The 20,210-nt window shown below is 42.0% G+C and carries 18 protein-coding genes and 1 tRNA gene; 5 read left to right on the top strand and 14 right to left on the bottom strand.

From position 1 onward, the window contains the following. Nucleotides 1-3 precede the first annotated feature (3 nt). A complete protein-coding gene (locus IGI44_RS04320; RefSeq protein ID WP_438786585.1) occupies nucleotides 4-1,056 on the bottom strand; it encodes a 1-aminocyclopropane-1-carboxylate deaminase/D-cysteine desulfhydrase in 1,053 nt (350 codons plus the stop codon). Between the two features lie 138 nt (nucleotides 1,057-1,194). Then, nucleotides 1,195-1,266, bottom strand: a tRNA-Glu gene (locus IGI44_RS04315). A gap of 244 nt (nucleotides 1,267-1,510) precedes the next feature. On the opposite strand from IGI44_RS04315, the gene IGI44_RS04310 reads away from it, so the two are divergent. The 4 genes from IGI44_RS04310 to IGI44_RS04295 all read left to right on the top strand — a co-directional run bounded on the left by IGI44_RS04310 (nucleotide 1,511) and on the right by IGI44_RS04295 (nucleotide 5,975). Continuing rightward, nucleotides 1,511-2,140: a helix-turn-helix transcriptional regulator gene (locus tag IGI44_RS04310; RefSeq protein ID WP_016181339.1), complete on the top strand. Its 630-nt coding sequence runs from the start codon at nucleotides 1,511-1,513 to the stop codon at nucleotides 2,138-2,140. An 11-nt stretch (nucleotides 2,141-2,151) separates the two neighbouring features. After that, the gene (locus IGI44_RS04305; protein WP_438786584.1) at nucleotides 2,152-2,964 is read left to right on the top strand and encodes a pyruvate, water dikinase regulatory protein; all 813 of its coding nucleotides are present in this window, start codon (nucleotides 2,152-2,154) and stop codon (nucleotides 2,962-2,964) included. A 14-nt stretch (nucleotides 2,965-2,978) separates the two neighbouring features. Further along, nucleotides 2,979-4,913 carry a fructose-1,6-bisphosphatase gene (locus tag IGI44_RS04300; RefSeq protein WP_438786583.1) on the top strand — a complete coding sequence of 645 codons (1,935 nt, stop codon included), beginning with the start codon at nucleotides 2,979-2,981 and terminating at the stop codon, nucleotides 4,911-4,913. Nucleotides 4,914-5,033: 120 nt separating this feature from the next. After that, nucleotides 5,034-5,975 carry an AEC family transporter gene (locus tag IGI44_RS04295; protein WP_438786582.1) on the top strand — a complete coding sequence of 314 codons (942 nt, stop codon included), beginning with the start codon at nucleotides 5,034-5,036 and terminating at the stop codon, nucleotides 5,973-5,975. 36 nt (nucleotides 5,976-6,011) lie between these two features. On the opposite strand, the gene glyS is transcribed toward IGI44_RS04295, so the two are convergent. The 11 genes from glyS to hisG all read right to left on the bottom strand — a co-directional run bounded on the left by glyS (nucleotide 6,012) and on the right by hisG (nucleotide 17,577). After that, on the bottom strand, nucleotides 6,012-8,090 hold the full coding sequence (gene glyS / locus IGI44_RS04290) for a glycine--tRNA ligase subunit beta (protein WP_438786581.1): 2,079 nt from the start codon (nucleotides 8,088-8,090) through the stop codon (nucleotides 6,012-6,014). Between the two features lies 1 nt (nucleotide 8,091). Then, nucleotides 8,092-8,979 carry a glycine--tRNA ligase subunit alpha gene (gene glyQ, locus IGI44_RS04285; RefSeq protein WP_438786580.1) on the bottom strand — a complete coding sequence of 296 codons (888 nt, stop codon included), beginning with the start codon at nucleotides 8,977-8,979 and terminating at the stop codon, nucleotides 8,092-8,094. A 518-nt stretch (nucleotides 8,980-9,497) separates the two neighbouring features. Continuing rightward, complete coding sequence (locus IGI44_RS04280; protein ID WP_438786579.1) at nucleotides 9,498-10,325, bottom strand: histidinol-phosphatase HisJ family protein; 828 nt, start codon at nucleotides 10,323-10,325, stop codon at nucleotides 9,498-9,500. A gap of 13 nt (nucleotides 10,326-10,338) precedes the next feature. Continuing rightward, entirely contained in the window at nucleotides 10,339-10,971 is a 633-nt protein-coding gene (hisIE, locus tag IGI44_RS04275; RefSeq protein ID WP_438786578.1) for a bifunctional phosphoribosyl-AMP cyclohydrolase/phosphoribosyl-ATP diphosphatase HisIE, read from the bottom strand. Nucleotides 10,972-10,982: 11 nt separating this feature from the next. Next, on the bottom strand, nucleotides 10,983-11,741 hold the full coding sequence (hisF, locus tag IGI44_RS04270; RefSeq protein WP_438786577.1) for an imidazole glycerol phosphate synthase subunit HisF: 759 nt from the start codon (nucleotides 11,739-11,741) through the stop codon (nucleotides 10,983-10,985). Beyond that, the gene (gene hisA / locus IGI44_RS04265) at nucleotides 11,738-12,460 is read right to left on the bottom strand and encodes a 1-(5-phosphoribosyl)-5-[(5-phosphoribosylamino)methylideneamino]imidazole-4-carboxamide isomerase (protein WP_438786576.1); all 723 of its coding nucleotides are present in this window, start codon (nucleotides 12,458-12,460) and stop codon (nucleotides 11,738-11,740) included. Before hisA ends, hisF begins: the two co-directional genes overlap by 4 nt. Continuing rightward, nucleotides 12,457-13,083 carry an imidazole glycerol phosphate synthase subunit HisH gene (gene hisH / locus IGI44_RS04260; RefSeq protein ID WP_438786575.1) on the bottom strand — a complete coding sequence of 209 codons (627 nt, stop codon included), beginning with the start codon at nucleotides 13,081-13,083 and terminating at the stop codon, nucleotides 12,457-12,459. The genes hisA and hisH overlap by 4 nt, the downstream gene beginning before the upstream one ends. 11 nt (nucleotides 13,084-13,094) lie before the next feature. Beyond that, a complete protein-coding gene (hisB, locus tag IGI44_RS04255) occupies nucleotides 13,095-13,688 on the bottom strand; it encodes an imidazoleglycerol-phosphate dehydratase HisB (RefSeq protein WP_438786574.1) in 594 nt (197 codons plus the stop codon). After that, nucleotides 13,685-14,743, bottom strand: coding sequence for a histidinol-phosphate transaminase (gene hisC / locus IGI44_RS04250; RefSeq protein WP_438786573.1), 1,059 nt, complete (start codon nucleotides 14,741-14,743; stop codon nucleotides 13,685-13,687). The genes hisB and hisC overlap by 4 nt, the downstream gene beginning before the upstream one ends. Then, on the bottom strand, nucleotides 14,744-16,021 hold the full coding sequence (gene hisD / locus IGI44_RS04245; RefSeq protein ID WP_438786572.1) for a histidinol dehydrogenase: 1,278 nt from the start codon (nucleotides 16,019-16,021) through the stop codon (nucleotides 14,744-14,746). After that, nucleotides 16,018-17,577 (bottom strand): ATP phosphoribosyltransferase, encoded by a 1,560-nt coding sequence (hisG, locus tag IGI44_RS04240; RefSeq protein ID WP_438786571.1) that lies wholly within the window; start codon nucleotides 17,575-17,577, stop codon nucleotides 16,018-16,020. The genes hisD and hisG overlap by 4 nt, the downstream gene beginning before the upstream one ends. Nucleotides 17,578-18,534: 957 nt before the next feature. On the opposite strand from hisG, the gene IGI44_RS04235 reads away from it, so the two are divergent. Further along, nucleotides 18,535-18,951, top strand: a complete 417-nt coding sequence (locus IGI44_RS04235) for a hypothetical protein (protein ID WP_438786570.1) — start codon at nucleotides 18,535-18,537, stop codon at nucleotides 18,949-18,951. A 393-nt stretch (nucleotides 18,952-19,344) separates the two neighbouring features. Here IGI44_RS04235 and recO read toward each other — a convergent pair whose 3' ends face one another. Then, nucleotides 19,345-20,124, bottom strand: a complete 780-nt coding sequence (recO, locus tag IGI44_RS04230) for a DNA repair protein RecO (RefSeq protein ID WP_438786569.1) — start codon at nucleotides 20,122-20,124, stop codon at nucleotides 19,345-19,347. Nucleotides 20,125-20,210 lie beyond the last annotated feature (86 nt).

The following is a 20,210-nucleotide window of genomic DNA, read 5'->3' as shown; positions in this document are numbered from 1 at the left end:
GAATTATTTATCCAATAAGTTTCCTAAGATTGCTTTTTCTGCAAATAGTGCCGTAGCCCCGCCTGTATGTAGAAAAACCACATTGCTACCTTGTGAAATAATACCTTTTTCAATATAATCCAGCATCCCAGCGAAGGCCTTGCCAGAGTAAACAGGGTCTAGAAACAGTCCCTCCTCTCTTGCCAGCAGCCGAATCGCATCATTTCCAGCCTCACTTGGCATTTCATAGCCAGGAAGAAAATACTGATTGTCATGCTCAAAGTCTTCAGCCGTTAAGCAAGCCTCTGCTCCTAGCCATGTTAAACTTTCATTTCCTAATTTCGCTGAATTTTCTAAATAACTGTACTCATGACCGATCACATCAAAAGAGAGAATCCGCATGGGACACTTTAGCAGCTTCTTGCCTGCGACTAAGCCTGCCATCGTTCCGCCTGATCCAGTCGCGTGAACTAAATAATCAAATTCTTGTCCAATAGCGGCTGCCTGCTCTGCAAGCTCCACAGAACCATCAATAAAACCGGCTGATCCGATCGGACTGGCACCGCCCATGGGAATTTCATAGCAGTTGTGCCCTTCCTTTGTTAGACGTTCCATGTGCTCTCGTGCTAGCTTGACAGAGCGAGCACTCATTTCCTCCTCTGTCTCATCGGGATTTTTCAAAATGATATGAACCTCGGCTCCTAAAATTCGATCCAACAATAGATTACTACGAAGGTCTTTTTCATCTGGTTCAACATAAGCAACTAAATATAAAATTGGTTTCAAGCCTTCTTTACGACAGGCTTCGACTGTTTGCATCGCATGATTGGATTGCGTTGCTCCAAAGGTGAAAATATAGTCCGCTCCTTGTTCTTTAGCATCTCCAATCAGGTACTCGAGTTTCCGGATTTTATTTCCGCCAAATAGACTTTGCCCAGAAAAATCTTCTCGTTTAATAGATAAGTTGATGCCTAGCTTTTTCGACAAATTGTTTAAGCGATAAAGTGGCGTCGGGTAAAATCCCAAGTCTGCTTTAGCCTTCTGTTGCAATAACTGTTTTACACTTGTAGTGTTCATTACGAACCTCCCTCGTATAATAGTTTCTTTTCCTCTAGTATATAGCAACAATCACCACAGATGCCCTCTTCTTTATTTTTCTTTTACAATAAAAAAAGCCGCTTCAACAGTAGAATACTGTAAAGCGACTTAATACGATAACCCGTACGGGATTTGAACCCGTGCCTCCGCGCTGAGAACGCGGCGTCTTGACCCCTTGACTAACGGGTTATGAAACATCAACAAAAAGAATTATACTGCTAAAGTCTTTTTTTAGAAAGTAATACCCCTTTTTTTCTGAATTTTTTTAAATATGTGTTTATTCAATCAATCATGTTGTTTATATAATGAATACGTGTATAATAGGGTGTGTATTCAAGTCGTTGATTTTTCGGAGTACGAGCTCAACGGCGATTGAAAGAAAATCCAATTCATTTTTTCTCACAGAAGAACGAATGCATTACTAGGAGGACCTATGAATCTATCACAAAGGCAAGAGAAAATTATTGAGATCGTTAAGCGCGATCAACCCCTGAGCGGTGAAAAAATTGCCGATCACTTAGGAATCTCACATGCTACTTTACGAACCGATCTCTCCTTTTTAACAATGGCAGGCATTTTGGAAGCAAGCCCAAAAGTTGGTTACACCTACACAGGTGTGGGCATCGAACAATTTCTGTTCGACAAAATCTTTTCTGTCAAAGTTGAAGAGATCATGCTGTCACCTTTGCTTACGCCGCAGGACACCTCGATTCATGATGCGATCACCAATATGTTTATGTATGACGTTGGCTCCATTTATGTGACCGACAAAGAGCAGCATCTTGTCGGGTTATTGTCGCGCAAAGATTTACTGCGAGCATCGCTGAACAGCAATTTGCAAAATACACCAGTGGCTGTTGTTATGACCCGTGCACCGCATCTGCAAACCTGCACGAAGGATTATACGATCCTAGAAGCCGGTGCCGTTTTACTTGATTATCAGGTGGATTCCCTACCGGTAGTCAGTGAAGACGATCCAAAGAAAGTCATCGGGAAAATTACGAAATCGCGTATTTTCAACTATATTATGCAACAAGCAAAACAAACTGAAACCAATCGATAGGAGCGAAAAAAATGAAAAGAAGTGTACCATTATATATGATCTCTGATTCCGTCGGCGAGACCTCGCTGAAATTAGTCAACGCCGCAGCGGCTCAATTCCCAACAGTGGACTTTGACTTGTCTTATCGTTTTCCATTCACGAAAGATGAAGAAGAATTGAAAAGCATTTTAGGCGATGCGCTAAAGGACAGTGCTGTTGTAGTAACGACTTTAGTTAGCGACAACTTGACTAAAATCGTTGAGGATTTCGGTGATCGAACAGGGTTGCAATACATTAATTTAATGAGCCAATTCATGGATATCGTTCACCAAAAAACGGGCGTCGCTCCATTGCAAAAGGCTGGTGTTGTTCATAAGCTGAACCAAGAGTATTTTGACCGCGTCGCGGCAATTGAATTTGCAGTGAAGTACGATGATGGAAAAGATGCGAAAGGCTTTTTAGAAGCCGATCTTGTGTTGCTGGGTATTTCACGTACCTCGAAGACTCCGTTAAGCATGTATTTAGCGAATAATCGTTTGAAGGTGGCCAACTTGCCGTTGATTCCGGAAGTGCCTCTGCCTGAACAAATCAAACAGGTTCCCAAGGAAAAACTCGTTGGCCTGTTGATCGAACCGGAAGTTCAGAAAAAAATTCGGATGAGTCGGTTAAATTCTCTTGGATTAGCTGAAAATTCCCGCTACTCAGACATTAATCGGATCAAAGAAGAAGTCGATTACGCGTTGAATGTATATGATGAACTGGGTGCCTTTACTCTGGATGTTACCAACAAATCGATCGAGGAATCGGCAACATTGATTTGTGAGCATTTAGATAATCGCTTATAACAGAGGAGTACGCTATGCTATCAACCCGTGAAAAATACTATCAAATGTTGGAAAAAGAATTTAGTACCAAGGAGGCGATCATGACTGAACTCATTAACTTAGAAGCCATCATGCATCTGCCCAAAGGAACCGAACTTTACATCAGTGATATTCATGGGGAATTCACCGCCTTTGATCATATCCTGCGCACTGGTGCCGGTAATATTAAAGAGAAAATCAGCCTGCTCTTTGGGGATCGCCTAACGGAGCATGAAAAAGATAAATTAACGATTTTAGTGGCGTACCCGCGTGAAGCCTTGGACGATAAAGCTTTTTATGCCTATCGGGACCGTTCTTGGTATCGTAAAAAAATTCGTCAGTTACTAGAACTGCTGGCATTCTGTTCAACTAAGTATACGCGCTCAAAAGTGCGAAAAGCCTTGCCGAAGCGCTATGCCTATATTATTGAAGAATTGATGTACACCGACACCAACTATACGGACAAGGCGGCGTACTTCGACCAAATTCTAGCTCATCTGTTGGATCTGGAACAAGGTCGATCATTCATAATTGCTTTATGCCAAAGTATCCAGCGTTTAGTCGTGGATCATCTTCATGTAGTTGGTGATATTTACGATCGCGGACCAGAAGCCGATAAGATCATGGATAAGCTATGTCAGCATCCCTCTGTTGATATTCAGTGGGGAAATCATGATATTCTTTGGATGGGCGCTTACGCAGGCTCTCGCGCTTGTCTGATGACTCTATTGCGGATCGCCGCACGTTACAATTACTTATATGAGATCGAACAGGCCTATGCATTAAATCTTCGTCCGCTATTTATGTATGCGGAGGAGCATTACCAAAAAAATCCAGTCTTTACTCCAAAAGAAAAGAACAGTAGCGAGAGCTATTCCATTGAGAGCCTAGACAGCTTAGAAAAAGTTCATCAAGCTTTGTCGATCCTGCAATTCAAGTTGGAGGGCCAATTGATTAAGCGCCATCCGGAATTTCAAATGAATGATCGTTTATTGTTTGAAAAGATTGACTTTGATAAGAATACGGTTCATTTAGCTGGCAAAGACTATCCGCTGCAAGGCAGTTGCTTCCAGACATTGCAAGAGGATGTGCATGCCTTGACCGAACAGGAAGATTATGTAGTAGACATGCTGCTGACTTCCTTCCAGCAATCGGCAAAAATGCAAGAACACATGCAGCTACTCTTGAATAAAGGCTCGATGTACTTAGTGTACAATCAGCATCTGCTTTTCCATGGCTGTTTGCCTTTAAAAGCGGATGGCAGTTTCCTTCCGTTAACGGTGGATGGAAAAGATTATGCCGGAAAAGACCTATTGAATTTCTTCGAAGAGCAGATTCGTTCAGGCTGTCAAAGTCAGCAAACCGATAGTCCCGCTGCCGATTGGATCTGGAATTGCTGGACGGGGAAAATATCGCCACAATTTGGCAAGAGTGCCATGACCACCTTTGAGCGCTATTTTATTGCCGACAAAAAGACCCACAAAGAAATTAAAAATCCGTATTATCAATTTCGAGATACTCACGAAACTTGTCAAATGATTTTGGAAGAGTTTGCCCTATACTCACCAAACTCACGAATTATCAATGGACACACACCTGTGAAGGTCCAAGATGGTGAATCGCCGATTAAAGGGGAAGGCATGCTATTCGTCATTGATGGCGGATTGTCAAAAGCCTATCAGAAAACCACAGGAATCGCTGGCTATTCTTTGCTGAATAATTCCTACGGTTTCCAACTAGTGACTCATGATCCATTTGAGTCTGTCGATAACCTCTTAACTAAGCAAGCCGATGAAACCTCCTTGAAACGCGTGATTGATAAAGACCTGAAGCGCATCTTGATTAAGGATACAACCGTAGGTGATAGTCTCGAGGAACAAATCGAAAATTTGACTGGGTTATTGAATTATCAAGAGAACAGCGACAGCTAGCTTACCGTTAGCGAACGAGTTCGCTGCCCTGCTGAAGCAGGAAGAAAAACGATCAACACGGGTGCCATCAACAATTGATGACACCCGTGTTTTTCTGTATAGTAGATGCGAGGTGAAAAAATGGTTTCTGCATATATCAATATTCTTTTTATTTTTGTTTTGATGTTTATCGGCTACGTGCTGACCTATAAGCAATGGTTCTCTAATCAAATCGGGGATGCTTTTTCAAAGCTGGTCTTACAGATCGCCCTACCCTGTAATATGTTTTTGACCGTTACAAAAAACTTTTCCCGCTCTGAATTTCTAGATCTTATCGGTGGAACAATGATCCCTTTAATTTCCATGCTGTTGACCTTTGTAATGAGCTTTGTTTATCAACGTATCTTTGATACATCTCCAGCCCGTAGAGGAATATTCTCCACTATGTTCACATGCTCCAATACGATTCTCATTGGTTTACCGATTAATATGGCTATTTTTGGAGAACGTGCGATTCCGTATGCATTACTCTATTACATCGTCAATACATCAATTTTTTGGACACTCGGTATTTACTTCATCGCCCGCGACAATCCTCAGATCGAACAAGCAACTGTTCGCTTTCATATCGTACCGATTTTGAAGAAAATATTTTCTCCTGCGCTATTAGGCTTTTTGATCGGATTGTGTGCTGTGTTGGTCAACTTTACCGTACCAACTTCTGTGGCTACCTTCCTAAATTATCTGGGGAACTTATCCACGCCCTTATCGATGTTTGTCATCGGAATCATCGTTTACAATGTCGGGATTAAGAATCTGACATTGAGTAAAGACATCATTGGAGTACTTATCGGACGCTACGTCATTTCCCCACTGATTGTTTGGCTATTAGGTCAGTGGATCACAGTCCCACCGTTAATGCTCGCTGTTTTTATTATTCAATCTTCAATGCCTGTACAAAGTTCCGTTCCCATCTTGGCACGTTCCTACGATGCCGATCAGCAATTTGCCACATCTTCTATGGGTTATTCTGTTTTGTTGTATCTTGCGTATATCCCGCTATTGTTGAAATTCATACTTTAAAAGCCTCCGAGCACGAACTCGAAGGCTTTTCTTTTGCTATTTAGTAATGATCTTATCCAAGCTTGCTAGCGCATTAGCCATGCGAGCAATAATCGCTAATTGATTCAAGCGATTGTCGCGAACTTTTTCATCGTCTACCATAATCATGGTTTCGTTAAAATAGCGTTCAATTACTGGACGCAGGTTCGTCAAGGTTTGATAATTCTCAGCCATGCTTTGGTTAGCAAACTCGTCTTCGGCTTCCTTCACCGCATCGTATAATTCCTTTTCAGTATCATTTTCAAATAGCTTTTGATCTACTTTGAAGGTGATGACTGACGGATCAACCTTCTTCGTTAAGTTGATCACACGTGTCAGAGCTTCCATCGCTTCTTTAAAGTGTTCATCCGTCAGATGCTGATCAAGAATTTTTGCCGTATTGAAGACTTGCACTAGATCATCTTGATGGGAATCTACAACTGCGTCGATAATATCATGACGAACATTGTACATTTGCAGACGTTGACGAATACGGCCTTTGAAAAACTCGATGAATTCTTTTTGATCACGGTTGAAATGAATGCCGTAATCCAAAACATCTTCGTTGATCGCATCCACGATCGCCCCTTGCATGTCGGTGAATGGGAAGGTCCAGCCCTGAGCTTCAACAATCCGAACGATTCCATACGTTTGACGACGCAACGCGTAAGGGTCATTTGAACCGCTAGGAATCATTCCTACAGCGAAGAAGCCTAATACGCTGTCGATCTTGTCAGCAATCGCTAAAACAGCACCAATCGTCGTTTGTGGTAAGTACCCTTCTGCTGAGATCGGTAAATAATGTTCCCGAATCGCAGTAGCGACAGCAGGCTTTTCACCTTTCAATAGTGCATATTTTTCCCCCATGATTCCTTGAAGTTCAGGAAATTCACCCACCATATTTGTGACTAAATCGAATTTATAAATTTCTGATGCACGTTGCAAATCTGTTAATTCTTCTTCACTCAAGCCGATGCGTTTTCCAATGACTTGACTGATCAAGCCGACCCGCTGCATTTTTTTATACATGCTGCCAATTTTTTCGTGGAAGGTTACATTCTTCAATTTTTCAACGCAATCGTCAATCGATAATTTCTTATCCTCTTCAAAGAAGAACTCGCCATCTTCCAAACGAGCAGCCAAGACTTTTTGATTTCCTTTGATGACGTTATCTAGTTTCACGCTGTTTCCGTTACGAACAGAGATAAAGTGTGGCAATAGCATGCCTGCTTGATTGCGAACTTCAAAGTAACGTTGGTGCTCCTTCATTGAAGTAACCAGCACTTCTTCTGGTACCGATAGGAAACGCTCTTCAAAATCGCCCACAAATGCGGTTGGGTATTCCACTAGGTTGGTTACTTCCTCCAATAAATCAGGATCAAGATCAATCACCCAGTTATTCTTTTCGGCAATTTCTTCGATTTGAGCGACGATCATTTGCTGACGTTTGTGGGCATCTGCAATGACGAATTGTTCTTCTAATTTTGCCTCGTATTCGCTTGGATCGGCTAATTCTACCTGATCACCTAAGAAACGATGGCCTTCTGTTGTACGTCCAGTTTGCACATCCAATAATTCAAAGGGAATCACTTCTTCATCCAACAAAGCGATAATCCAATGGATCGGACGGACATATTCAAACATCGTGTCGCCCCAGTGCATCATGGTTGGGAAAGTCATGCTCTTGACAACATCAAGAAGTCCAGTTAACACTTCCTTGCTTTCTTTTCCGTGGATGTATTTTGTCACATACACGTATTCCACACCGTTCAGTTCACGGAAAGTGATCGCATCAGTTGTTAAGCCTTGACCACGGACGAAGCCTTCTGCCGCTTTGCTCCAGTTGCCTTCAGCGTCTAGTGCGATTTTCTTCGCTGGACCTTTAACTTCTTCTTGCACGTCTTCTTGACGGTCAGGAATATTGGTTACCCGAATCGCTAAACGACGAGGAGTTGAGAAGGTCTCAATGGATTCAAAGGTCAAACTGTTTTCTGCTAAGAATTTTGACACTTTTTCTTCTAATTGTTTGATACTTGGCCAAACCACGTGGGCTGGCATTTCTTCTAAACCAATTTCTAATAGTAGATTTTTCGCCATGTTATTTGCCCTCCTGATTCAATAATGGGAAGCCTAGTTTTTCCCGTTCAGCCACGAAGATTTTCGCAACAGAGCGAGCCATGTTACGAATACGAGCCAAGTAGCCTGCTCGTTCAGTAACCGATACAGCACCGCGTGCATCTAATAAGTTAAAGGTATGGCTGCATTTCAAAATATAATCATAAGCAGGATGTACTAAATTCTCATCAATACAACGTTTTGCTTCTTTTTCAAATTTTTCAAAATTCTCTAAAAGCATCTCTTGATCGCTTTCCTCAAATGAATATTTTGAGTGTTCGTATTCTGGCTGTTTGAAGATTTCACCGTATTTAACACCCGTGCTCCATTCCAAATCATACACACTGTCGACTTCTTGAATGTAAGAAGCCAAACGTTCCAAACCGTAAGTTAATTCAGAGGTTACCGGATTGACCTGCAAACCGCCGACTTGTTGGAAATATGTGAACTGAGTAATTTCCATTCCATCAAGCCACACTTCCCAACCAACACCGGCACAACCCATCGAAGGGTTTTCCCAGTTGTCTTCTACAAAACGAATGTCGTGCTCTAACGGATCAATCCCTAATAAACGTAAGCTATCTAAATATAATTCTTGAATATTTTTTGGTGATGGTTTCATGACCACCTGGAATTGATGATGCTGATACAAACGGTTGGGGTTTTCACCGTAACGTCCATCAGCCGGACGACGTGAAGGCTCTACGTAAGCCGCACGCCACGGCTCAGGTCCAATTGCACGTAAAAAGGTGTAAGGACTCATCGTTCCCGCTCCTTTTTCTGTATCGTAGGCCTGCATCAGCATACAGCCATTGTCTGACCAAAATTTTTGTAACGACAAAATCATTTCTTGCACTGTTAATTTGCTCATTCTGTTTCCTCCTATTTTTATTTATTGAAGTTTATTTATCTTTTGACTTGCAGGGTGGCTAGCTCATTTGAAGGAAATTCATTTTTCCAAAAACAGGAAAAATGAGCTTATTTTCGTACGCATACCATTGCACTAATAACCTTGATCACAAATTTGTTCAAAACCATTGTTTTCTTCTTTCACCATATAAACTGCGAAAAGTGCAACTGGCAACTCGCAAAAAAGTCCCTATGCCGAAATAATCGACATAGGGACGTATCAACGCGGTTCCACCCTACTTCCAAGCAGTTGCTTGGCAGCTTTCACTAAATGTGCTCACAAACGCCAACAAAATTTGTTTCCCTTTCAGGCTTCCACTCTCCCTGACTCGCTGTGTTTTCCACAAATTTCTAATTTTGATCTTCGCACCTATTCAACTTGGTTCTATAATAGCGACACCGGACCCCTTTTGTCAAATCTTTCTGCATACATCGGGGAATAAATTCATATCCAATTGAAAATGAATTTCTCAAAAATGTCTAGTCAAAAGGAATTGGTTGAAATATGCCATCCTTCAATTGCATCGTTTCTGTAAAACCGAGCGATTTCAATAATTCAACCGTTTCAGTAAAATGACAAGTCAAGGTCGTCGTCTCGTGGCTGTCACTCGTGATAATAATCGGGCACTCTCGTTCCTTCAAAAGCTTCAGCAGGAAAGGATTCGGATAAGGCGTCGTTCGCCAATTGCGAGAAATCGCTCCAGTATTAATCTCCACCATTCCGTCATAGGTTTTTATAATGTCGATCACATCATTCAGCGCCTTTGAGGCAATCGCCTGATACTCGGTACTGTCTTCATCCAACCAAGGGTGTTTCTCATTAAATTTCGTGATCAAATCAAAGTGTCCAACAATTTTTGAATGGTTCTGATCAATATGCTTGACGACAGTATCATAATAATCGTAAACCATCTCCATGCGTTCTCCTTGGTACCACTCATCCAAAGTTTTCATCAGGCTTTCAGGACTCTCATCCACACTACGAAAGATGCCCTGTCTCGGTGGGAAGTAATGCACAGAACCCACCGTATAGTTGTAGCCTTTTATCGGATCAGCGCTATAGTAATCCCACTCCAGACCGATACTGATCGTTAACTTTCCTATCAGGCGAGTCTTGAGATCTCGAAGTGCCTCCTGATAAGCCACTTCATTCTGCACTCCTGGACAGCTAGGATCAAATAACGCGGGAGAATGACAAGTAAACCCCAGATCGGTAAAACCCAAATCAATCGCGGCCTGCGCCATGTCTTCTAAGCTATCTTTTCCATCACACCACGTGCTATGAGTGTGAGCATTTGAATAGAACATCGCTGATTCCTCCCTACTGCATCGGTTCTTGTTTAACTTTTTTATCGACAACGTGGCGGTTCGCTAATTCCTGGCGGACCTCCGTTAAATCGATTCCCATCTCTACCATCAATACCAATACATGGTATGCCAGATCAGAAATTTCAAAAATCGTTTCAGTTCGATCCTCTTTCATCGCCCCAATTACGACCTCCGTTGACTCTTCACCGACTTTTTTCAGGATCTTCTCGACGCCTTTTTCAAACAGGTAGCTCGTGTAGCTGCCTTCCTGCGGCGTTTCTTTACGTCCCTTGATTAATTCATATAGGGAATCAATCGTCGCTTTTTGGTCCTCACCATACAATACTTCATTGAAGCAGCTTTCTGCTCCTGTATGACAAGCAGGTCCATCCTTTTTAACCTTCGCAACCAGTGCGTCCTGATCACAATCTAGTTTCAATGATACTAAGTGTTGATAGTTGCCGCTAGTTTCGCCTTTGCGCCATAACTCTTTACGACTGCGTGAATAAAAGGTCATTAGCTGATCCTTCAATGTTAACTCATAGCTTTCTTGATTCATATACGCCAAAGTCAATACTTCATTGGTTTCAGCATCTTGCACGATTACCGGGATCAACCCTTGATCGTCAAATTTCAACTTCGTCATGTTGCTCCCCCTCAAACGATGCGGACAGGAATATCTGCCGCCATCAATTGTTTTTTTAAATCTGGAATTTTTACTTCGCCATAATGGAAAATCGAGGCTGCTAAACCGGCTTCAATCTTCGGCAATTGGAACAAGTCAATAAAATCCTCGCTTTTCCCTGCACCGCCGGAAGCCACGATCGGCAATGTTGTGATTTCACTGACAGCCTTCAGCAGCTCCAAATCAAAGCCCTGTTTCACGCCATCAGTGTCCATACTGTTGATGACCAACTCACCCGCACCTAATTGTTCTCCTTGACGAATCCATTCCAAGGCTTCTAATCCCGTATCCTCACGACCACCTTTAGCAAAGACATGCCATTGATCACCGACCCGACGAATATCAACGGACAAAACGACACACTGACTGCCATAACGTTTTGCGCCTTCTTCGATCAGCTGAGGACGGCGAATCGCACCAGAATTGACGCTAACCTTATCCGCTCCACAATTCAGAACCCGTTCAAAATCTGAAACCTCATTGATTCCGCCACCGACAGTTAGAGGGATAAAGACTTCTGAGGCAACACCCTGCAAAATATCAGTAAATAAGCCGCGTTCCTCTGCTGAAGCCGTAATATCATAAAAAACCAGCTCATCAGCACCCTGTTCATTATAGAAACGAGCCAAAGTTACCGGATCATTAACGTCCTGCAAACCAGCGAAATTCACGCCTTTAACTACGCGTCCATCACGAACATCTAAACATGGCACAATTCTTTTTGCGATCATTGGTCATCCACCTCGCCTGCTGCTAAAACATCCTCTAGCTTTAAGCTGCCATTGTATAACGACTTACCGACGATCGCACTAGAAACGCCCAATTGCTTCAAGCCTTCAATATCCTCTAAGGAAGCAACACCGCCAGAAGCCACGATCTCAATGTTCAATTGATTGAGCTTTTCATATAACGGCAAGTTGATTCCTTCACCTGTACCATCACGAGAAATTTCAGTAAAGATGATCGTTTCAGCCCCCCACTCAACGAGTTGCTGACAGAATTCAAACGCATCTGTCTCGGTTTTTTCCAGCCAACCTTCGACTGCGACTTTTTCATCTTTGGCGTCAACACCGATCGCGATTTTACTACCGTACTTTTTCAGCATCGCTTGGGTAAACTCAGGGTCCTTTTGCGCGATCGTCCCAAGTATGACTCGATCGACACCTGCGGATAAGCAGTGCTGAATGGTTTCCTCGTCACGAATACCACCTCCGACTTCTACAAATAGATTGGTATTCTCAACGATTTTTTTAGCGATTCCGAAGTAATGCAGCTTGCCTGCCTTAGCACCATCTAAATCGACGAGATGCAGATACTTCGCACCCGCTTTTTCAAATGATTGTGCAAAGGCTACTGGATCATCACCAAAGACCTCTTTTTGGTCATAATCACCCTGATACAGACGAACAACTTTCTCATCTAAGAGATCGATTGCTGGGAATATTTTCATACTGGCACCTCCGTAAATGCTTTAAGAATATTCAATCCCACATCTCCGCTTTTTTCCGGGTGAAATTGCGTGCCGAACACATTCTTATTTTGTACAATTCCTGGGATCGAAATACCATATTCGCTGTCAGCGACCAAATGCTCCTGACAATCCGTTGCATAATAGCTGTGGACATAATAGACAAAATCATTTTCTCCCAATGCTTTGACCAGGGGACTTTCAGCATTTCGTACATCTAACTTGTTCCAGCCAATTTGTGGAACCTTTAGATCAATAGTCGCTTGATCAAAGGCTTCACGCATTGAAACAATTCGTCCTGGAATCAAGCCTAATCCAGGATGCTCACCAAATTCTTCACTCTTTTCAAATAACAACTGCATTCCTAGACAAATTCCTAAAAAAGGTTTACCAGAAGCCGCTAGTTCTTGAATCGGCTCAACTAAATCTAACTCTTCCAGCTTTTTACGCGCATCGCCAAATGCTCCGACACCCGGTAAAATGATCCGATCCGCTGCTTTTAATTCATCTAAAGAACGCGTGATCTTACACTCCACCTCTAAATATTCCAATGAGCGCGACAAACTAAAGAGATTGCCGACACCATAATCGATAATTGCTAGCATAGGCTTCCCCCTTAATTGATCGTTCCTTTTGTTGATGGAATCTCATCTGGCGCCAATTGGTTGATCGCCACTGCATCGCCTAACGCACGTCCAAAGCCTTTGAAACAAGCCTCAACGATGTGATGACTGTTCTTTCCAGCAATTTGATGCAGATGAATGGTCGCGCCTAGTTCCCGAGCAAAAGCGATAAAGAATTCTTCAACTAACTCCGTATCAAATTGCGAGCCAATCTTTTCGCTTGGAATATCCAGCTCAACCACAGCCATCCCGCGACCGCTAATATCAATCGCTGACATCACTAACGCCTCATCCATCGGTAACAGCATACTGCCATAGCGTTTGATGCCGCGACGTTCATCAAGACTCTCAGAAAAAGCCCGACCGATCGCGATCGCCACATCCTCTGTCGTGTGGTGAGCATCGACTTCAATATCCCCATCACAAACTAGCTCAAGATCAAAACGCCCGTGTCGAACAAATAACTCCAGCATATGGTCCAAAAAGCCCACACCTGTTTTGATCGTTTGTTGTCCTGTGCCGTCGACTGTCAACGCCAGTTGAATCTTTGTTTCCGATGTATTACGCGTCACTTCTGCTTTTCTCATGCGTCCACCTCTTCTAATATAGTCGTCAAAGCCGTTACCAGTTGTTCCATCTGTTCCTGCGTCCCTACTGTAATCCGTAGAAAATCTTTTGTCCGAGGTTGATTGAACCAACGGACTAAAATTTTCTTCTCTCTTAAAGCGGTAAATAGCGTTTCACCCGCTATATTCGGGTGCTTCGCAAATAGAAAGTTTCCCTGACTGTCTGTTTGTTCAAAACCTAATTTAGTCAGCTCCAGCTTGCTCCACTCTCGGGCTTGGATCGTTTCTTGAATTTTCTGATCCACATATTCCTGCTCCTGCAAGACAGCGCCACCAGCGGCTTGGGTTAAGCTATTGACATTGTACGGATTCAAACTGAACCGCAACCGATTCATATCTGCAATTAATTCTTCATTCCCAACACCGAATCCCAAGCGTGCTCCAGCCAATTGACGAGATTTAGAGAAGGTTCCCACCACTAGCAGGTTCGGATAGCGATCGACTAAAGAAACCATCGATTCTCCTCCAAAATCGATATAGGCCTCATCCACAACCACTAACCGATTGGGATGACGCTCAATAAACTCGCAAATTTCACCTTGTGCTAACTGAATTCCCGTTGGTGCGTTCGGATTTGCAAAAATCACCGTTCCTGATAACTCATCATAATCCTTTAGCTCAAGGGAAAAATCACTTTTCAGCGGAACAACAGTGGCATCCACTTGATACAATCCGCTATATACCTGGTAAAACCCATAGGTCACATCAGGAAATGCGATGCCCTTTTCTGTGAATCCCTGAAAAACATAGGAAAGAACTTCATCACTACCATTTCCAAGAAAAAGCTGCTCTTTCTTCACACCCAAATACTGTGCCAGCGGTTTTGCAACCACTTCAACAGCAATATCTGAATAACGGTTTAGGCTATGTGAAGCTTCCACAACGGCCTTTTGAACAGCTGGAGCAGGTGGATAAGGACTCTCATTGGTATTCAATTTAATGTATTCTTGTTCATTGACTTGTTCGCCCGGTGTATAAGGAGTAAGGTTCTGATATTTTTGATTTAAAAAGGTCATTTATTTGTCCCCCCTCCGCACTTTCATCGAGCGTGCGTGGCCTATCAGGTCTTCGGTCTCCGCAAATAGCTCCACCCCTGAAGCAACTTCATTCATAGCCTCTTGTGTATAATACAGATAGCTGCTTTTCTTAATAAAATCATCCACCGATAGTGGCGAATAAAAGCGAGCCGTTCCTTCAGTCGGCAAGGTGTGGTTCGGTCCCGCAAAATAATCCCCTAAAACCTCTGGCGTATAATGACCTAAAAAGACACTGCCAGCATTCTCAACTTTTCCTAACAAAGCAAACGGTTCTGCGACGGATAACTCCAGATGCTCTGGAGCGATTTGATTAGAGATGGATACGGCTTCAGCCAAATCCTGAACTAAAATAATCTTGCCATTGCTTTCGATAGCTGCTTCAGCGATTTCTTTACGAGGTAATTCTGCCAATTGCTGCTCTAATTCTGCCTGAACTTTTTCGATCAGCCCCTCTTCAGTCGTTATCAAAATTGCCTGCGCCAGTTTGTCATGCTCTGCTTGCGCCAAAAGGTCAGCCGCAATCCAGCGCGGATTAGCCGTGTGATCGGCAACGATCAACACATCACTCGGTCCTGCGATCATATCGATATCGACTTCACCATAAACCATTCGTTTGGCTGTTGCTACGTAAATATTTCCTGGGCCTACAATTTTATCCACTTTGGGAATCGTTTCTGTTCCATAAGCGAGTGCTGCTACACCGTGTGCACCGCCGACCTTATAAATCTCATCGACACCAGCGATCGATGCCGCCGCTAGAATTGCAGCAGGTACATTTCCTTCGCTGTCTGTAGGAGTCATCATCACGATCTTTTTCACACCAGCGATTTTAGCTGGCAAAACATCCATCAAAACAGTGCTGGGATACGCCGCCGTTCCACCAGGTACATAGACTCCGACACGTGATAATGGCAAGATTCGCTGCCCCATCACAACGCCACTCTCTTCTGTTGAAACAAAACCTTGCCGCACTTGCTTTTTATGGAAAGCTAAAATGTTTTCTTTAGACTGCTCCATGACCGTTAATAATTCTGGTGAAATTGTTTTTAGTGCTATTTCAATCTCGTCCTTACTAACGGCTAATGAATCTAAAGATACATGATCAATTTCTTCAATTAACTGATAAAGGGCTTGATCCCCATCCGTTCGCACTCGTTGAATAATTTTTTTGACGACATCCGAAACATCCGGTGTTTCAGAAAAATCACGGGCCAAAATATCATCTAACGTATCTTTCTCAGTCGAATACACTCTCATAGTTGCTTCCTCACCTTCTCGATCACTTTTTGAATTCGTTCCTGTTTAAAGCGCCATGTTGCGTTGTTAATGATTAGGCGCGCAGAAGATGGTGCGATGTCTTGAATGACCTTCAAATCATTTTCTTTCAGTGTCGTTCCCGTTTCAACAATATCCACGATCACATCTGATAAGCCCAACAAGGGAGCCAACTCGATTGAACCATGCAAATGAATCAATTCTACAGAACGCCCGATACCCTCATAAAATTCGCGAGTGATCGTCGGATACTTGGTCGATACACGTAACGGTCGTGAAAAATCTTCTTCAAAATCATTATGGGCGGCCACTGCTAAACGACAGGCACCCATATGCAGATCCAAAAATTCAATAACCTCTGCTTTACTTTCCAATAGAATATCTTTACCTACGACACCAATATCTGCTGCTCCATGCTCTACATAGATCGCCACATCACTTGGCTTCACTAAGAAAAAGCGCAGCTTATTGTTCTCATCGGTAAAAATCAGTTTGCGATTGTCTTCAAAAACTCCTTCAGCCGCTACACCGGCTTTGGTGAAGAGATCATACACGGCATCGCCCATTCGCCCCTTAGGCAAAGCGATATTTAAGTATTCCGAGCCTTGATTATCAGATGGCAACTTTTGCCCGACATGATTCAGCTTCATTCCGAAACCGATCGCCCCTTGGTTTTTCCCTTGACGGCTCATTAAGCGGTCATAGCGTCCACCATACAAAATCGTTTCGCGCGCTTCTTTGATAAAGCCCTGAAATAATAAACCGCTGTAATAATCCGCATCATTCATGATCGAAAAATCAATCCGCAAACGGATCTTTTCTGAGAGCTTCTCTTCCTGCATCGCTTTGTATAGCTGTTTCAGCTCTTCTAACCCTGCTTGTGCTTCAGGATAAGTCGCTAATAAGACTTTCGCACGCTGATATTTGGTTTCAAAATCTCCTGATAAACGTACTAATTTTGCTAAATTATCAGATTCTTCCTTTGATAAACCTGCTTTGGCTGTCAGCTCATCCATGCCGTGAGAACTTTTATCTCGCAAGCAATCTAACACCTTTTGCCGATCCTCCGCTGGAAAACGATCGCAAATTCCGTTGATGATTCCCATGTGTGACAGATCCAATGTGCCTTCGCCAACCAACGCTAAACTTTCCCAAGCCAGCTTTAATACTTCCAGCTGATCCTCCCAAGTAATCTCATCAATAATCTCCAAACCGATCTGATAAATCTTCTGGTATTCTCCCGCTTGACGGTCATGGCGATACACATCTTCCACATAATACACTTTTCGTGCTTCACCAGCCGGTGTATTCTTCGCGATTGACAGCGTCACATCCGGTTTTAATGCCATTGTCCGACCATCGTTTCCGGTAAAGGTGATGATGGAGGAGTTGCGTAAAAAGTTGTAATTTTGCTGATAGTCGCCGTATTCTTCAAAGTTGTTCAAGTGATAAGGATGAAAATGATGCTGAGTATACAACTTTCTTAATTTCAGTTCGATTTGTTCCTCGGGTCTTAATACTTCCCATAATTCTTCCACACTTATCACTCCTAAGTCATTTTTATGTTTTTAATTTTCTTTACAGAAAATTAAGTCTGATTTTCCTACCGTATACCATTCAGCTAAACAGTTCGAGTTTTATTTTGCCCTACTTTGTTGTATTCAGTTCGGATGTCACACACTGCTAAAAGCTGAACTGGCATCCTAAGTCATTTTTATGTTTTTAATTTTCTTTACAGAAAATTAAGTCTGATTTTCCTACCGTATACCATTCAGCTAAACAGTTCGAGCTTTATTTTGCCCTACTTTGTTGTATTCAGTTCGGATGTCACACACTGCTAAAAGCTGAACTGGCATCCTAAGTCATTTTTATGTATTTAATTTTCTTTACAGAAAATTAAGTCTGATTTTCCTATCGTATACCATTCAGCTAAACAGTTCGAGTTTTATTTTGCCCTACTTTGTTGTATTTAGTCCGGATACCACACACTGCGAAAAGCTGAACTGGCATCCTAAGTCATTTTTATGTATTTAAATTTTCTTTATAGAAAATTAAGTCTGATTTTCCTACCGTATACCATTCAGCTAAACAGTTCGAGTTTTATTTTGCCCTACTTTGTTGTATTCAGTTCGGATGCCACACACTGCGAAAAGCTGAACTGGCATCCTAAGTCATTTTTATGTACTTAATTTTCTTTGCAGAAAATTAAGTCTGATTTTCCTACCGTATACCATCTATTTCAATTTATGTAATCATTTTTTCAAATTCATACAGTTCATTTCATGCAGCAAAAATCTGACTGAAATCCTTTTTTGTCCAGCTGACAAATCCTTAGTGTTTTCTAACAATATTAATCGTTTTGCCATAAATAAGCAATGGAAATCTGTGAATGAGCAAACATTTTGCAGAATAAGAAATAAAAGAATTGATTTTTTCAGCAAATTTTTCTGATATACTTTTCTTAACAAGAAAAATCGAAGGCGAGGGAAAAGAAAATGGTGGAGAAGCTTAAAAGAAATTATCGGAAATTCGATGATTTCTTGAGAGGAAAACCTGGTTATTCAGTGATAATTTTATTTGTATTCTTAGCTATTATTCAATTAACAATCAATCTTATTAGGCATGCCCAGCCATTTGCTAATTTTTACTATCCTCTATTGTTTTCTTGGTTTCATTTGATTAGTTACTTTGCCTTTGTAATCACCAGCAGGAAGGGTCTACAGTTCTTGGTTTGCTTTCTTCTCATCTTCTTAACCCTATTAACTATAGATATCATTGAAGAAAGCTTAGTTGATTATACATCTGTCATTCTGATTGCCTTTATCTCCATTTTTGGTGGGTTTGGCCCGTTGTTGGGTGCTATTAATATGACCAAACGTAAAAAGGAGTTGGAGATTTCTAATGATGAATAAACGAAAGCCTAAAATAAAAAAGACGAATACGTACATAATATTTCTCATTTTACTCATGATATTTCCTCTGTACGATTGGTCACATGAACTGTATACAAACGGGTGGTCTATTAAACCCTTATTTAACATACTCATTGTTAGCTTATTCTTGATAGCTTCCTACTTCATTGAAACCAAATCCTCTTTATCTGATAAAATCCGGACATTCTTTTATTTCGTTTACTTTCTAATCATCGGTACATTTGCTTCGGCAATCATTTATCAGAATCAGCTAAACGGACAAATGATTTTCCTTTACCTTTTCTTGTCTTTCATAGGCAGCCTGATTTGGCTATTCTTCTGTAAACAATTAAATACAAAAAATAAGCTGTAGTCCTAATTAGGTTCTACAGCTTATTCTGCGTCTTTTGGTTTTAATACATCTTGCCATTCGCCCATTTGATCAATGAACTTTTTACTCTTCAAATGCAGGCCGATGTACTCTTCATATAGTTGATCCAGTGTTTGGCGGATCGCTTTTTTTGTCTCCGGCTTTAAATTGATCGTATTGATATTTTCATAGGTCACACTATTGAATAAGCGAAGAAAATAAATTGCTCGCGGATCAGCATGATAGCGATGCTGATCTAAATGCCAGTGTTCCTGGCAGAGAATTCCATTGTACTTCGAGGAGAAATCGAAGGCACCGGTTTTCTTTCCGCACACTCCACAAGCTTGCCAATTAAGCGAAACGCCGAAGCGCTGCATGATCTGAACTTCAAAAATATTCATGATCGTCTCACCGTCTGCACCTTCATCCATTCGCTGCAATGCTTCTCGAGTGAACCCATACAAAGCTGGATCGTACACATGATCTTCAATCGCTGCATCCGTTAAACCTAAGATATAGGAGCCATAAGCGTTCAAAAAGATATCCTCTTGAAGCTTTCGCATAGGATGGACATCCTTGGCACTATTTAAGAAAGACAGACCATCCGTTTTCAAATTCCCGATAAATACCGCTTCAGTAAAAGGCTGAACCGCTGTTTGCAAAGGGTTGTTCGCACGATGAATTCCCTTTGCAAAAAACATGACCTTCCCAGCCGATTCCGTGAAGATCTTGATTAGCTTGTCTTTTTCTTTATAATCCCGACTAAATAAAATGATGCCTTTGGTTTCACCAACCTGCGCCATCCATACGCACCTCTCTTCGATAACATCTAACTCAGTTTAACAAAAGTCTATCCAAATATCCTGCGAAAAGCAGAGCTAACAAAAGC

Source organism: Enterococcus sp. DIV0756 (genome assembly GCF_051710745.1).
In the GTDB taxonomy this organism is placed as follows: Bacteria; Bacillota; Bacilli; order Lactobacillales; family Enterococcaceae; genus Enterococcus_A.
The sequence above is the reverse complement of the archived record's forward strand: the minus strand, read 5'-3'. Positions and strand labels throughout refer to the sequence as shown.

What these genes read in the sequence shown, in the direction of transcription:
- IGI44_RS04320 (WP_438786585.1), bottom strand. Translation starts at nt 1,056, where the DNA reads ATGAACACTACAAGTGTAAAACAGTTATTGCAACAGAAGGCTAAAGCA.
- hisD (WP_438786572.1), bottom strand. Translation starts at nt 16,021, where the DNA reads ATGAGAGTGTATTCGACTGAGAAAGATACGTTAGATGATATTTTGGCC.
- glyS (WP_438786581.1), bottom strand. Translation starts at nt 8,090, where the DNA reads ATGGCGAAAAATCTACTATTAGAAATTGGTTTAGAAGAAATGCCAGCC.
- IGI44_RS04295 (WP_438786582.1), top strand. Translation starts at nt 5,034, where the DNA reads ATGGTTTCTGCATATATCAATATTCTTTTTATTTTTGTTTTGATGTTT.
- hisIE (WP_438786578.1), bottom strand. Translation starts at nt 10,971, where the DNA reads ATGACGAAGTTGAAATTTGACGATCAAGGGTTGATCCCGGTAATCGTG.
- hisA (WP_438786576.1), bottom strand. Translation starts at nt 12,460, where the DNA reads ATGAAAATATTCCCAGCAATCGATCTCTTAGATGAGAAAGTTGTTCGT.
- IGI44_RS04235 (WP_438786570.1), top strand. Translation starts at nt 18,535, where the DNA reads ATGGTGGAGAAGCTTAAAAGAAATTATCGGAAATTCGATGATTTCTTG.
- glyQ (WP_438786580.1), bottom strand. Translation starts at nt 8,979, where the DNA reads ATGAGCAAATTAACAGTGCAAGAAATGATTTTGTCGTTACAAAAATTT.
- hisF (WP_438786577.1), bottom strand. Translation starts at nt 11,741, where the DNA reads ATGATCGCAAAAAGAATTGTGCCATGTTTAGATGTTCGTGATGGACGC.
- IGI44_RS04310 (WP_016181339.1), top strand. Translation starts at nt 1,511, where the DNA reads ATGAATCTATCACAAAGGCAAGAGAAAATTATTGAGATCGTTAAGCGC.
- IGI44_RS04305 (WP_438786584.1), top strand. Translation starts at nt 2,152, where the DNA reads ATGAAAAGAAGTGTACCATTATATATGATCTCTGATTCCGTCGGCGAG.
- IGI44_RS04280 (WP_438786579.1), bottom strand. Translation starts at nt 10,325, where the DNA reads ATGTTCTATTCAAATGCTCACACTCATAGCACGTGGTGTGATGGAAAA.
- hisH (WP_438786575.1), bottom strand. Translation starts at nt 13,083, where the DNA reads ATGCTAGCAATTATCGATTATGGTGTCGGCAATCTCTTTAGTTTGTCG.
- hisC (WP_438786573.1), bottom strand. Translation starts at nt 14,743, where the DNA reads ATGACCTTTTTAAATCAAAAATATCAGAACCTTACTCCTTATACACCG.
- recO (WP_438786569.1), bottom strand. Translation starts at nt 20,124, where the DNA reads ATGGCGCAGGTTGGTGAAACCAAAGGCATCATTTTATTTAGTCGGGAT.
- IGI44_RS04300 (WP_438786583.1), top strand. Translation starts at nt 2,979, where the DNA reads ATGCTATCAACCCGTGAAAAATACTATCAAATGTTGGAAAAAGAATTT.
- hisB (WP_438786574.1), bottom strand. Translation starts at nt 13,688, where the DNA reads ATGAGAAAAGCAGAAGTGACGCGTAATACATCGGAAACAAAGATTCAA.